The following is a 13,690-nucleotide window of genomic DNA, read 5'->3' as shown; positions in this document are numbered from 1 at the left end:
CCTCACTTCTTCAGTTCCCGCGCCAGTGCCTTGGCGGTCTTGGCGCCATAGGGCGGCTTGAACCCGGCCAGGCCGGCGAGATCGATTTTGGGCTGGCTGTAGATCGCCTTGGGATGGCTGAATTCCTTGAAGCCATCGTGGCCGTGGTAATTGCCCATGCCGGCCGGGCCGATGCCGCCGAACGGCAGGTCTTCGGCAGAGACGTGGAAGATCACGTCGTTCACCGTCACGCCGCCCGAAATGGTGCGGTCGAGCACGCGGCGCTGTTCCAGTTCGTCCTGGCCGAACCAATATAGGCCCAGCGGCCGGTCGCGGCGGTTGATCTCGTCGATGGCGCCGTCCACTGCCTTGTAGGTGCGCACGGGGAGTAGCGGCCCGAAGATTTCCTCCTGCATCACCGTCATCTCGTCGGTGGCGCCGCGGATGATGTGCAGCGGCATCTTGTTGGTGTTCTGCTTGCTGAAATCCTCGTTCGCCGGATTGACCACCACCACGTCTGCGCCCTTGGCGCGGGCGTCTTCCACATGGGCTTCCAGGCGCTCCCGGTGACGAGCGCCCAGCACGCTGGTGTAGTCCGGGTTGGCCAGCATGGTGGGATACATTTTGGCGGTGGCGGCCTTCAGCCCCTCGATGATCTCACCTTCCTTCTCTTCGGGCACCAGCAGATAATCCGGCGCCAGGCAGATCTGGCCGGCGTTCATCAATTTGCCCATCGCCACGCGCTCGGTGGCCGACGCCACATCGGCGGAGCGCGAGATGATTGTGGGCGACTTGCCACCGAGTTCGAGCGTCAGCGGCACCAGATTCTTGGCGGCGGCGGCCATCACGTGGCGGGCCACGCTGGTGGCACCGGTGAAGATGATGTGATCAAAGGGCAGTTCGGTGAACGCCTTGCCCACTTCCGGCCCGCCGGTGATCACCGCGATTTCGGTCTGGTCAAACGCCGCTTCCAGCACTTCCTTCATCAACGCCGAAGTGACCGGCGTATATTCCGAAGGCTTGATCATCGCCCGGTTGCCGGCAGCCAGCACACCAGCCAGCGGCGCGAAGGTGAGGTTCACCGGGAAATTCCACGGTGACAGGATCCCGACGACGCCCTTGGGCTGCCATTCCACCCGCGCTTTCGCACCAAGCAGGCCCATGGGGAAATCCAGCTTGCGCTTTTCCGGCTTCATCCAGGCATCGAGATGCTTCAGCGCATGCTTGAGCGGCTTGATCGACGCCATAATGTCGGTGACCAGGCTGAGTTCGGTCGAACGGTGGCCGAAATCCTCGCTCATCGCAGCGGCAAAGCGGTCCTTGTTGGCCAGCACCACATCGAGCGCGCGGTTCAACCGGTCGCGACGGGCGGCGGCCGTCACCGGCAGTTCGGCGGTGAAGCTGGCGCGCTGCGCATCAAGCACGCCCCGCATGTTCGCGGCATCGCGGGCATCCCATTCAGCGGTTTTGGCGATCGTGGCCATGGCTCATCTCCCTTGTTTGTTTGGGCGCAGCCTAGGCGGGTTATCCGCTGTCGCCAAGCCGTCCAAATTGAAGGGGAACTGCGCCGTTCTGACAGACTGGCGGGGCGCTGCGCTTTGCGGCATCGTGGCCGCAATAAAAACGCCTTGGGGAAATGATGAATGAGCAACTGGCCCGCCATGTCGATTGCCGAAGCCCATGCGCTGCTCACCGCGCCGGGGCAGCCGCTGGAGATGGAAACGGTTGCCATCCAGGGCCGGCCCACAAAGGTCTGGAAGAATGCGCCGGCATCGTTGGCCCATTGTTTCGCTGCCGGCCGCGCCCATGGCGACAAGATTTTCATGGTGCTGGACGAGGAACGGGTGACGTTCGAAGCCTTTGCCCGCGCCACGCTGGCGCTGGCCGAGCGGTTGAAGGCCGATGGCCTGGCGAAGGGCGACCGCGTGGCGGTGGTAATGCGCAACCTGCCGGAATGGCCGGTCGCCTTTTATGCCGCCAGCCTGTGCGGGGCGATCGTCACGCCCTTGAATGCCTGGTGGACGGGCGGCGAGCTGGAATATGGCCTGACCGACAGCGGCACCAAGATCCTGCTGATCGATGCCGAGCGCTACAACCGCATCGCTGAACATCTGCCCAACTGCCCGGACCTGGAGCAGATCTACGTTACCCGCGCCAGCGAACTGGAACTTGGTGATCCGCGTGCGCGCCGGCTGGAAGAGGTAATCGGCTGGCCGATGGACTGGGCGTCGCTGAAGGACCGTGCCATCCCGGCCGATGCCTTGGCGCTTCAGCCCGAAGATGACGCGACGATTTTCTACACCAGCGGCACCACCGGCAAGCCCAAGGGCGCGCTGGGCAGCCACCGCAACATCTGTTCCAACATCATGGCCAGTGCCAGCAGCACGGCGCGCAGTTTCCTGCGGCGCGGCGAGCAGCCGCCGGCGGCTGACCCCAACGCCCCGCAGAAGGCGACCCTGCTATCGGTGCCCTTCTTCCACGCCACCGGTTGCCATGCCGTGCTCAATCCCGCGCTGGTGGGCGGCGTGAAGCTGGTGCTGATGAAGAAATGGGACGTGGTGGAAGCCATGACGCTGATCGAACGTGAGAAGATCAGCTCGGCCGGCGGCGTGCCCACCATCGCCTGGCAGATCCTGGAACATCCCGACCGCGCCAAATATGACCTGTCGAGCCTGGAGGCCGTCAGCTACGGCGGCGCACCATCAGCGCCCGAACTGGTTCGCCAGATCGCCAAGGAGTTCAAGGCCAAGCCCGGCAACGGCTGGGGCATGACCGAAACCAGCGCCACCTTCACCCACCACATGGCGGAAGATTATGAGCACCGGCCCGACAGCTGCGGCCCGCCGGTGCCGGTGTGTGATCTGCAGGTGCGCGACCCGGACGGCAAGGTGTTGGGGCCGAACGAGGTGGGCGAAATCTACGGCTTCGGCCCCAACGTGGTGCGGCTCTATTGGAACAAGCCCGAAGCCACGGCGGCCACCTTCATCGACGGCTGGGTGCGCACCGGCGATCTGGGGCGCATCGATGAAGAGGGCTTCTGCTTCATCATCGACCGCGCCAAGGACATGCTGATCCGCGGCGGCGAGAATATCTACTGCGTCGAGGTGGAAAACGCGTTGTACGAGCATCCGGCGGTGATGGACGCCGCGCTGGTCGGCCGCCCGCACAAGCAGTTGGGCGAGGAGCCGGTGGCGTTCGTGACGCTGAAAGAGGGCGTCGACGCCAGCGAAGAGGAACTGCGCGCTTTCGTGGCGGCGCGGCAGGCGGCCTTCAAGGTGCCGGTTGCGGTGCATTTCAGTCGCGAACCGCTGCCACGGAACGCCAATGGCAAGATATTGAAGACCGAGCTCAAGAAGCTGGTGGCCGGGGGCTGAGCTTCAGTCCCAGTCCAGTCGGCCTTATTGCTCGTTGTTCGAGAAGCTGCCGTCGGCACGCAGGATGCGCGGGCCGCCGGTGGGGGCTGGGGCAGTTTTCGGCCAGCGGGCGGTGAGGAAACGGTCGCGGGCAAAGCGCTTCACGTTCACGGCATCGCCTTGGTTGCCGCCCAGGATATGATAGGCCGAGGCATCTTCGCCGACATAAAAGCCGACATGGCCCTGCCAGCCATCGCGGCTGCCGCGCTAGAAGGTCATCACGGCGCCCGGCTGCGGCACAGGGCAGGGCACACCAAACCTGGTCCAGGTGCGCGCGCCCAGCGGATTGGACGTCAGCACTTCGCCGGGCAGGGTGAGGCCGATGCAATGGGCGACGAACAGCCCGCACCAGGCGATTTCATCCTTGGCATAATCAATGCGCAACCGGCGCGCCCAGCCGGTGATCAGCGGGTTGGAACCGGGGCCGGTGTCTTCCTTCACGCCAATGGCGCGCTGCGCTTCGATGAACCATGGCATCGACAGGCTGTGGATCGGGTCAGGCGCAGTCTGCACTGCGGATGCCGCAAGCTTGGCAAGCGTATCGGGCCCCGCCACACCATCCACATCCAGGCCATTGGCCGCCTGGAAGGCACGGATTGCAGCGATGGTGTTGCGCCCCATCGCACCATCGATGTCGCCTGGGTCGAAGCCTCTGGCTTTCAAGGCTTTCTGGAGCTCGAGCGTGGTCATATCGGAAGTCCCCCGATGAATGTTGCCTTCGACCCTGATTGAAAAATACCATAGCGGCGCAGCGTAGGACAGCCGGTGCGTGCGGGGACCAAAAGCGATGGTAGGAAAGCCCGTCTGCATCGGTTAAAGCAGCCCGAATCTTCCCTTCCACTGCTGGGCTGCCGCCATGAAATTCTTTGCCGATACCGCCGACGTTGCCGAAATCGCCGATCTGGCCGCCACCGGCCTGCTGGATGGCGTCACCACCAATCCCAGCCTGATTGCCAAATCGGGCCGCAATTTCCTCGAAGTCGTCAAGGAAATCTGTGGGATCGTCGATGGCCCGGTTTCGGCTGAAGTGGTCGCCCCCGATCATGCCACGATGATGCGCGAAGCCGCCGTGCTGCGCGCGCTGGCGCCCAATATCTGCATCAAGCTGCCGCTCACCCTGGATGGCCTGAAAAGCTGCAAGGCGCTCACCGCCGAAGGCGTGAAGACCAACGTGACGCTGTGCTTCTCCGCCAACCAGGCGCTGCTCGCGGCCAAGGCCGGCGCGACGTATATTTCGCCGTTCGTTGGCCGGCTGGATGATATCGGCCATGACGGGATGGAACTGATCCAGGACATCCGCACCATCTACGACAATTATGATTTCAAGACGGAAATCCTCGTCGCCAGCGTGCGTAGTCCGGTCCATGTGCTGGCCGCGGCGCGCATCGGCGCCGATGTCGCCACCATGCCGCCTTCGGTGATCCGCCAGCTGGCGGGCCACGCGCTCACCGACAAGGGCTTGGCCGCGTTCGAGGCCGATTGGGCCAAGACGGGTCAGAGCATCCTCTGAGCGCGGCGGCAGAGCCTCTGGCCGGTCTGATCGGCCGCTTCCTCGCCTATTCGGGCGACCAGCGGCGATTGTCTGTCCACACGCTCAGGGCCTATGGCCTGACGCTGGAACGGTTCGACGATTTCCTGAGCACCCATCTGGGCGGCGCCGTGACCGGTGGGCGGCTGGCCACGTTGGCTGCCGCCGAACTGCGGGCCTTTCTTGCGCTGCGGCGCGGTGAGGGGCTGGCGGCGCCATCACTGGCGCGCGATGTATCGGCGTTGAAAGGCTTTTTCGCGTGGGCGCGGCGCAACGAGGGGCTGGCCTGCGATGCCATTGCCGCGCTGAAGGTCCCGAAACAGCCGCGCCGCCTGCCACGTGCCGTTTCGCCGGGCGATGTGCGGCAACTGGTGGCGGTGGTGGGCGATGCAGCGGCACAGCCCTGGCTGGCGGCGCGCGACATGGCGGTTTTGCTGCTGCTTTATGGTGCCGGCCTGCGCATTGGCGAGGCGCTGTGGCTCACCGGAGCCGCTCTGCCCTTGGGCGACGTGATCGCGGTGACCGGTAAGCGCGCCAAGACCCGCCAGGTGCCACTGCTGTCCCAGGTGCAGGCCGCGATCATGGATTATGTCGAAAAATGCCCGTTCGACTTGGCCCACGATTCCCCACTGTTCCGCGGAGTGAAAGGCGGCGCGCTCGATCCCGGCACGGTGCGCCGCGCTGTGCAGGCTGCACGGACAGCGATGGGCCTGCCTGCCAGCGCCACGCCGCACGCGCTGCGCCACAGTTTCGCGACCCACTTGCTGGCAAGGGGCGCTGATTTGCGGCAGCTGCAGGAACTGCTCGGCCATGCCAGCCTGTCGTCAACGCAGATATATACCAAGGTCGATGCGGCGCAATTGCTCGATGCGTGGGCGGCGGCGCATCCCCGCGCGGAGTAGCCGCGCAAAACGGGCAATGCGCGGAGGTGCAGCGATCAGGCGGGGCGATAAACCCGGCGGGTTTCGGACAGCGTGATCGGTTCCACTTCGATGAAGAACAGATCGAACTGCGGGTCCACCGTGACCGTGATGTCCACGAAATCCTGGTCATTGGCGGCACCTGGGGTGATGGTTGGCGCTGTCATCACGCTGCCCAGGCCAAAGCTGTTGGCGCGGATCGCTGTGCTGATCTGTGTGTTTTTGCGGCGCGGGAAGAGCGTAGCCACCCGGGCGCCTTCGCTGAAACCCTAGCCGTGTGGCCGGGTGGGCAGTCGTGATGTGGGCAGGGTCTAACCGGCGAGGCGGCGCAGGATGATCTCCCAATGGCGCAGGGCCGGCGCGATGGCGGTTTCCGGCACACGTTCGTTCAGGCCGTGGGCGAAACTGTCTTCCTGGCGCATGAACAGGCCAGAGACGCCGTAGGACGGGATGCCCAGCGCGCGCCAGAACACGCTGTCGGTGGCGCCGGCGTCCATGCCGGGGGTAGCGGCAAGGCCGGGTGACCTTGCCGAAACCGCCGCCTGCACGGCCGCTGTCACGTCAGGCCGCAGCGGCGATGCCGGGGTGACCGGCCAATCGATGCCGGTGGCAAAACTCACCCCGGGGTCCTCGGCCACCCGCGCCAATTCCTGCTGCACGGCAGCAATGCTGGTGCCGGGGAAGATGCGGCAGTTGACGGTGAGGGTGACGCGCTGCGGCAAGGCATTGGGCGCATGGCCGCCATTTATCATGCTGGGCACGCAAGTGGTGCCAATCTGGCCGATGGTGCCGGGATTGGCGCGCATGGCCGCGATGGCCCCGGCATCATCCGCATTGGCGGCAAAGCGGCGCATGGCGTCGCCCAGCGCGTCGCTCCGCGCGCGGCCGGCTTCGGCCAGCGATGCCCGGGTGATGTCGTTAACCTGTGCCGGCCAGCGGTGTCCGGCGATGCGTGCGGCCACCAGGCCCATGCGGGCAATGGCGTTGCTGGCGGTGGGGGTGGAGCTGTGGCCGCCCGGATCGGTGATGGTCAGCTGGAAATCGGCATAGGATTTCTCGGCCGCCTGTAGCTTGTAGAAAAAGGGTTTGCCCTGCGCGTCCAGCCCACCGCCGCCGCCATCGCTGTTCAGCATGAATTCGATGCCGAAGGCCGTGGCCTGTTTGGCCTGTGCGGCGCTGGCGATACCGTCGGTTTCCTCGTCGCCCGACAGGAAGAAGTGGATGTCGCGTTTCGGCGTCCAGCCACTGGCCTTCAGCTGGGCCAGCGTGGCGATCATCATGGCGACATCGAACTTGTTGTCCTGCACGCCGCGGCCGAAGATGTAGCCGTTTTCGGCGACTGCAGTGAACGGCGGCCGTTCCCAATCGGCCGGATTGGCTTCCACCACGTCCAGATGGCCAGTCAGTGCCATGGGTTTGGCCTTGGCCGAGGCTGCGCGCCAGACGAAATGGAAATTGGCGGTGCCGGCCAGTTCGTCGATCTGGATGTCGGCGGCGTTGAAGCCGGCCTGCACCAGTGCAGCGCGATAAAAACGCGCCAGCGCCGGGGTCTGGCCGCGGCCTTGGACGCTGGCGATGCCAACACTGTCTATCAACAGCCGCTTGGCCTCCGCAGCGTCGCCGGGGGCGGCATGCGCGGGCAGGGCAGTGCAGGACAGGGCGAGGATGGCGGCGAGGGTGCGGATCATGAACCGAGACTGCGCCGCGCGCGCGCCGGCTGCAAGCCTTCGCGCGCGGTTTCCGGCTTGACGGCGCCAAGGCGCTGCCCGAAGTCAGGCGGCCATGAAGCCCACAAACTCGCTTACCCGCTGGATCCTGATCGGCCTTGTGGCCGGGCTTGGCGTCGGCTGGGCGATCAATGCCAGCGTGGCGGCAGAGCAGGCCAAGGAGATCGCCGGTTATCTGTCGATCATCACCGATGTGTTTCTGCGGCTGATCAAGATGATCATCGCACCTTTGGTGCTGGCGACGCTCACCGTGGGCATTGCCCATATGGGTTCGGGCGGGGCGGTGGGCCGCACCTTCGTGCGCACGCTGGCCTGGTTCATCGCGGCATCGATCTTCAGCCTGGGGTTGGGCATCCTGATGGTCAATCTGCTGGCGCCCGGTGTTGGCGTCGGTTTGCCGCTGCCGGCAATTGATGCGGCATCGGGTGTTGCCAGCAAGGCCTTCAACCTGAAGGAATTCATTGGGCATATCTTCCCGAAGTCCATCATCGAAGCGATGGCCACCAACGAAGTGCTGCAGATCGTCATCTTCAGCCTGTTTGCCGGCGTGGCGCTGATCCAGATGGGCGATAAGGCCGAACCGATCAATAAGGGCCTCGATGCCATCATGCACATGATGCTGGTGATCACCGGCTATGTGATGAAGGTGGCGCCGTTCGCGGTGTTTGCCGCCATTGCCAGTTCCATCGCGGTGGAAGGGCTGGGCATCCTCGTTACCTTCGGCAAGTTCGTTGGCGGATTTTACCTGGCGCTGGCGGTGTTGTGGGCCTTCCTGCTCGGCGCCGGTGCGTTCGTGCTGGGCTTTGGCGACTTGCGCCGCCTGATCCCTGAAATCCGGGAGCCGTTCCTGATCACCTTCGCCACCGCGTCGTCGGAAGCCGCCTATCCCAAGCTGCTGGCCTCGCTGGAGCGTTATGGCGTGCCCGGCCGCATCGCCTCGTTCGTGCTGCCGCTGGGCTACAGCTTCAATCTCGATGGCTCGATGATGTACTGCGCCTTTGCCAGCATCTTCATCGCGCAGGCCTATGGCATTGATCTGTCATTGGGCCAGGAAATCGCCATGCTGGGCCTGCTGATGATCACGTCGAAAGGCATCGCCGGCGTGCCGCGCGCGTCGCTGGTGGTGATCGCGGCCACGCTGCCCTATTTCAATATTCCCGAAGCCGGCCTGCTGCTGATCCTGGCGGTGGATCATTTCCTCGACATGGGCCGCAGCGCCACCAACGTGATCGGCAACGCGGTTGCCACAGCGGTGATCGCGAAATGGGATGCGGGCGAAGTGACGGCGGCGAAACCTGCCGAATAGGCGCGTTCAATTCACTGGCGGGCGGCGCCGTTAAGACAGTGCTTCTGCAACGTGCAAACGCGCCACGCCGTCGCTGCCGGCCAGATCCGCAATCGTTCGCGATACCCGTAGCACCCGGGCATAGCCGCGCGCCGACAGCCGCAGCGTGTCGGCGGCCTGAGTGAGCAGGCGCTGGCCTTCGGCATCCGGCGTGGAATGGGCGGTGAGATTTTCGCCGTCAGCTTCGGCATTCATGCGAGTGGCAGTGCCGGCATAGCGGGCTGTCTGCCGGGCCCGCGCCGCGGCCACCCGCGCCGCCACCTGCGCGCTGCTTTCGGCCGGTGGTGGCAAGGTGAGATCGGCGGCCGAAAGAGCCGGTACCTCGATATGCAGATCGATGCGATCAAGCAGCGGCCCGGACAGTTTCGACTGGTAATCGGCCGCACAGCGCGGGGCGCGGGCGCAGGCGAGGCCGGGATCGGCCAGATGCCCGCAGCGGCACGGGTTCATGGCTGCGATCAACTGCACGCGCGCCGGATAGGTGACGTGGGCGGCGGCGCGCGCCACCTGCACCTGGCCGGTTTCCAGCGGCTGGCGCAGCGAATCGAGCACGCTGCGCTGGAATTCCGGCAGTTCGTCGAGGAACAGCACGCCGAGATGTGCCAGCGACACTTCGCCAGGCCGTGCCTTGGCGCCGCCGCCGACCAGCGCCGCCATCGAGGCGCTGTGGTGCGGCGATCGGAACGGCCGGGTGCGCTTCAGCTTGCCGCCCTCCAACTCGCCGGCGATGGAAGCCACCATCGAGACTTCCAGCGCTTCGGCCGGCGTGAGATCGGGCAATATGCCGGCCAGCGCGGCGGCGATCAGCGATTTGCCTGAACCGGGCGGGCCTGACATCAGGAGATTATGGCCGCCAGCTGCTGCGATTTCGGCAACGCGCTTGGGGGTTTCCTGGCCCTTTATGCTGGCGAAATCCGGGCCGCGCCGGGTTGGTTCGGCTTCGGCGCGCTGCGGCGGGGCCAGGATGATCTGGCCTTTCAAATGGTTGATCAGCGCCAGCAGATCGGGCGCGGCCAGCACATTCACCTCGCCAGCCCAAGCCGCTTCCGGGCCCTGGGCGGCCGGGCAGATCAGCCCCTGCTCGCAGGATGCGGCATGCAGGGCCGCGAGCAGCACGCCCGGCACCGTCTGGATGGCGCCATCAAGGCCGAGTTCGCCGACCGCGACAAATTCATCGAGCGCATCCTGCGGGATCACCCCCATCGCGCTGAGCAGCCCCAGCGCAATCGGCAGATCATAATGCGATCCTTCCTTGGGCAGATCGGCTGGCGACAGGTTCACCACCACCCGGCGCGGCGGCAGCGAAAGTCCGATGGCGTGCAGCGCGGCGGCGACGCGCTCGCGGCTTTCCTTCACCGCCTTGTCGGGCAGGCCTACGGTAACGAAGGTTACGGGCCCGGCCGAGATCTGCACCTGCACGTCAACACTGCGGGCTTCCAGCCCCAGAAACGCCACCGTGCCGACATGGGCCACCATCAACCTTTTCCCCAAAAGAAAGGAAGCATTTGACCCTGATCACAATTCGTAGAGTTTTTGGCCTTGCGGTGCAATTGCCGCCTTAAGATTGCCACAGCTGGGCCGTATCGGGATCCAATCGTGAGTCGTCCCGACTTTCTTGACCTGCTGGTTCGGTCCGAACCGTTCCGGGTGTTCCAGATCTTGCTGGGGCTCCTGCTGATGGCGGCTGCCGGAATCGTCGGGCTGCTGTCGCCGGCGCCGATCGGCATCGTCATCTTTGGGGCCGGGGTGGCGCTGGTGTTCCGCAACTCGCGCTGGGCGCGCCGGCATTATCTGTTCTACACCCGCCAATATCCGCGAGTGCGCCGCGCCGTGGACTTCGGCTTGCGGCGCGACAAGCGGCGCGCCAAGCGCGGGCAGGAGGCTGCGGCTTCATTGACGAAAAGGGTGACTGACCCTACATCGCCCACCATGCCGCCGGTGTAACGGGCCACCCTGTTGCGCGCGGCACGCCAAGGTTTCGCCAAGTCAGGATTTTCATGCTCGGGTTGAACAAGGTCGCGAAGGCGATTTTCGGGTCGTCGAATGATCGCTATCTGAAGTCGCTGCGGCCGATCGTCATGCGCATCGCTGGTCTGGAAGACCAGATCAGTGCGCTTACCGATGACCAACTGCAGGCGCAGACGCCCAAGCTGAAGGCTGAGCTCGAAGCCGGCAAGTCGTTGGACGACATCCTGCCCGAAGCCTTTGCCACCGTGCGCGAAGCCTCCAAGCGCGTGCTGGGCATGCGGCATTTCGATGTGCAGATGATCGGCGGCATCGTGCTGCATCGCGGCGAAATCGCCGAAATGCGCACCGGCGAAGGCAAGACGCTGGTGGCGACGCTGGCGGTCTATCTGAATGCCTTGTCCGGCAAGGGCGTGCACGTGGTGACGGTGAATGATTATCTCGCCAGCCGCGATGCGCAGTGGATGGGCCAGATCTATCGCTTCCTGGGCCTCAGTGTCGGCGTGATTGTGCCCAACCTGGATGATCAGACGCGCCGCGCCGCCTATGCGTGTGACATCACCTACGGCACCAACAATGAATTCGGCTTCGATTATCTGCGCGACAACATGAAATACACGCGCGAGCAGATGGTGCAGCGGCCGTTCAATTTCGCCGTGGTCGATGAAGTCGATAGCGTGCTGGTCGATGAAGCCCGCACCCCGCTGATCATCTCCGGCCCCACCGACGACAAGTCGCAGCTCTACACCCAGGTCAACGCCGTGGTGAAGGAACTGGTGCGCGAGGATGTCGAGGTCGATGAGAAGCAGAAGTCCGTTATTCTCACCGAAGCCGGCACCGAGAAGGTGGAGCGCATGCTCTCCGCCGCCGGGCTGCTGGAAGGCGAGAATCTCTATGATTTCGAGAATACGCAGGTGGTGCACCACCTGAACCAGGCGCTGCGCGCCATCGTCATCTTCCGCCGCGATACGGATTATATCGTGCGCGATGGCAAGGTGACCATCATCGATGAATTCACCGGCCGCATGATGGATGGCCGCCGCTGGTCCGAAGGTCTGCACCAGGCGGTGGAGGCCAAGGAAGGCGTGCAGATCATGCCGGAAAACCAGACGCTGGCCAGCATCACCTTCCAGAATTATTTCCGCATGTATCCCAAGCTGGGCGGCATGACCGGTACGGCGGCCACCGAAGCCGCGGAATTCTTCGACATCTACAAGCTGAACGTGGTGGAAATTCCCACCAACGTGCCGGTGCTCCGCAAGGATGTGGACGACGAATTCTACAAGAACGCCGAAGACAAGTTCAAGGCGATCGTGAAGGCCGTCCGCGGCGCCCAGGAACGCGGCCAGCCGGTGCTGGTTGGCACCGTCTCGATCGAAAAGAGCGAGATGCTGTCGGACTATCTGAAGGAGCAGGACGTCAAGCACGTGGTGCTCAACGCCCGTTATCACGAGCAGGAAGCCGTGATCGTGGAAGACGCCGGCCGCATCGGCGCCGTCACCATTGCCACCAACATGGCCGGCCGTGGGACTGACATCAAGCTGGGCGGCAATGAGGAAGCCCGCGTCGCCCGCGAACTGGCCGGCATGCCGGAAGGGCCGGAGCGCGAGGCCGCCGAAGCCCGGATCAAGGCCGAAGTGCTGGCCGAACGCGAGCAGGTGAAGGCCAATGGCGGCCTGTTCGTGCTCGGCACCGAGCGTCACGAAAGCCGCCGCATCGACAACCAGCTGCGTGGCCGTTCCGGCCGCCAGGGCGATCCCGGCCTGTCACGCTTCTACCTGTCGCTCGACGATGATCTGCTGCGCATCTTCGGCCAGCAGAACATGCTGACCCGCCTTATGAACTCCGGCCTGGAAGAGGGCGAGGCGATCATCCACCCGTGGATTTCGAAAGCCATCGAAACCGCCCAGAAAAAGGTGGAAGCCCGCAACTACGACGTGCGCAAGCAGCTGCTGCAGTACGACGACGTGATGAACGACCAGCGCAAGGTGGTCTATGAACAGCGCGCCGACGTGATGGATTCGGAAACCGTCGGCGATGTCGTGATCGACATGCGCCATGAAAGCGTGAACGCCATCGTTGCCGCCCGCTGCCCGGTTGGCAGCTATCCCGAACAATGGGATGTGGCCGGCCTGCAGGAAGATGTGACCGGCACGCTGGGCCTGTCGGTCGATGTTTCTGTCTGGGCCAGGGAAGAGGGCATAGATCCCGAAATCGTGGTCGATCGCCTGATCGAACAATCCGATGCGCTGGTGGCCGCCAAGGCCGCCGAACTGCCGGCCGAAACCTGGATCAGCATCGAAAAAAGCTTCCTGCTGCAGGCGCTCGATCATCACTGGAAGGAGCATCTGGCCACGCTGGATTCGCTGCGTTCGGTCATCCACCTGCGCGCCTATGCCCAGAAGACGCCGATCAACGAATATAAGCGCGAAGCCTTCGCCCTGTTCGAACGCATGCTGCAGAATGTGCGCGAAGACGTGACGCGCATGCTGGCCAATGCACAGTTCGCGCTGCAGGCTGACGAACCGCCGCAGGAATTGCCGTCGTTCATCACCACCCACATCGATCCGGCCACCGGCCAGAACGAAGCCGGCCCGACGCTGAACTTCGATGCCTTCGGCTCGGCCCTGCCCGCCGGCATGCTCTCCGCCGCGCAGAGCGCCGCCGAAATGATCGACATCGATCCGGCCGAGCTGGAGGAATGGCGCCAGACCATCAGCCGCAACGCCGAATGCCCATGCGGTTCCGGCCAAAAGTTCAAGCACTGCCACGGGGCGCTGTAAGGCAGCGCAGCGGCGTCGGTTGCTGCTGCC

At 64.5% G+C, this 13,690-nt stretch carries 12 protein-coding genes; 6 read left to right on the top strand and 6 right to left on the bottom strand.

All coding sequences use genetic code 11. The features are described 5' to 3' along the window. Positions 1 to 2: 2 nt before the first annotated feature. Positions 3 to 1,463 (bottom strand): coniferyl aldehyde dehydrogenase, encoded by a 1,461-nt coding sequence (locus G566_RS0107455; protein ID WP_022680049.1) that lies wholly within the window; start codon positions 1,461 to 1,463, stop codon positions 3 to 5. 159 nt (positions 1,464 to 1,622) lie between these two features. Here G566_RS0107455 and G566_RS0107450 point away from each other — a divergent pair, with 159 nt between their 5' ends. Then, positions 1,623 to 3,353 carry a class I adenylate-forming enzyme family protein gene (locus tag G566_RS0107450; protein WP_022680048.1) on the top strand — a complete coding sequence of 577 codons (1,731 nt, stop codon included), beginning with the start codon at positions 1,623 to 1,625 and terminating at the stop codon, positions 3,351 to 3,353. 24 nt (positions 3,354 to 3,377) lie between these two features. Here the strand turns inward: G566_RS0107450 and G566_RS15860 are convergent, their stop codons facing one another. After that, the gene (locus G566_RS15860) at positions 3,378 to 3,503 is read right to left on the bottom strand and encodes a hypothetical protein (RefSeq protein WP_272868123.1); all 126 of its coding nucleotides are present in this window, start codon (positions 3,501 to 3,503) and stop codon (positions 3,378 to 3,380) included. A 96-nt stretch (positions 3,504 to 3,599) separates the two neighbouring features. Beyond that, positions 3,600 to 4,082: an NlpC/P60 family protein gene (locus G566_RS13850; RefSeq protein WP_207789911.1), complete on the bottom strand. Its 483-nt coding sequence runs from the start codon at positions 4,080 to 4,082 to the stop codon at positions 3,600 to 3,602. Between the two features lie 166 nt (positions 4,083 to 4,248). Here G566_RS13850 and fsa point away from each other — a divergent pair, with 166 nt between their 5' ends. Together fsa and G566_RS0107435 are read left to right on the top strand one after the other, a co-directional pair. Beyond that, positions 4,249 to 4,902, top strand: a complete 654-nt coding sequence (fsa, locus tag G566_RS0107440; protein WP_022680047.1) for a fructose-6-phosphate aldolase — start codon at positions 4,249 to 4,251, stop codon at positions 4,900 to 4,902. 17 nt (positions 4,903 to 4,919) lie between these two features. Continuing rightward, entirely contained in the window at positions 4,920 to 5,822 is a 903-nt protein-coding gene (locus G566_RS0107435) for a tyrosine recombinase XerC (RefSeq protein ID WP_051135991.1), read from the top strand. Between the two features lie 35 nt (positions 5,823 to 5,857). Here the strand turns inward: G566_RS0107435 and G566_RS0107430 are convergent, their stop codons facing one another. Then, positions 5,858 to 6,088, bottom strand: a complete 231-nt coding sequence (locus G566_RS0107430; RefSeq protein WP_022680045.1) for a hypothetical protein — start codon at positions 6,086 to 6,088, stop codon at positions 5,858 to 5,860. A 63-nt stretch (positions 6,089 to 6,151) separates the two neighbouring features. Continuing rightward, positions 6,152 to 7,528, bottom strand: a complete 1,377-nt coding sequence (locus G566_RS0107425) for a M20/M25/M40 family metallo-hydrolase (protein ID WP_022680044.1) — start codon at positions 7,526 to 7,528, stop codon at positions 6,152 to 6,154. Positions 7,529 to 7,622: 94 nt separating this feature from the next. Between G566_RS0107425 and G566_RS0107420 the strand changes: the two genes are divergently transcribed. Next, positions 7,623 to 8,873 (top strand): dicarboxylate/amino acid:cation symporter, encoded by a 1,251-nt coding sequence (locus G566_RS0107420; protein ID WP_022680043.1) that lies wholly within the window; start codon positions 7,623 to 7,625, stop codon positions 8,871 to 8,873. Between the two features lie 30 nt (positions 8,874 to 8,903). On the opposite strand, the gene G566_RS0107415 is transcribed toward G566_RS0107420, so the two are convergent. After that, on the bottom strand, positions 8,904 to 10,388 hold the full coding sequence (locus G566_RS0107415; RefSeq protein WP_029131386.1) for a YifB family Mg chelatase-like AAA ATPase: 1,485 nt from the start codon (positions 10,386 to 10,388) through the stop codon (positions 8,904 to 8,906). A gap of 120 nt (positions 10,389 to 10,508) precedes the next feature. Here G566_RS0107415 and G566_RS13845 point away from each other — a divergent pair, with 120 nt between their 5' ends. Both G566_RS13845 and secA read left to right on the top strand, forming a co-directional pair. Then, entirely contained in the window at positions 10,509 to 10,856 is a 348-nt protein-coding gene (locus tag G566_RS13845; RefSeq protein WP_156874451.1) for a hypothetical protein, read from the top strand. A gap of 53 nt (positions 10,857 to 10,909) precedes the next feature. Continuing rightward, positions 10,910 to 13,660 (top strand): preprotein translocase subunit SecA, encoded by a 2,751-nt coding sequence (gene secA, locus G566_RS0107405; protein ID WP_022680041.1) that lies wholly within the window; start codon positions 10,910 to 10,912, stop codon positions 13,658 to 13,660. Positions 13,661 to 13,690 lie beyond the last annotated feature (30 nt).

The sequence above is a fragment of the Sandarakinorhabdus limnophila DSM 17366 genome (assembly GCF_000420765.1).
Lineage (GTDB): Bacteria > Pseudomonadota > Alphaproteobacteria > Sphingomonadales > Sphingomonadaceae > Sandarakinorhabdus > Sandarakinorhabdus limnophila.
This window is presented reverse-complemented; position numbering and strand designations above follow the sequence as displayed.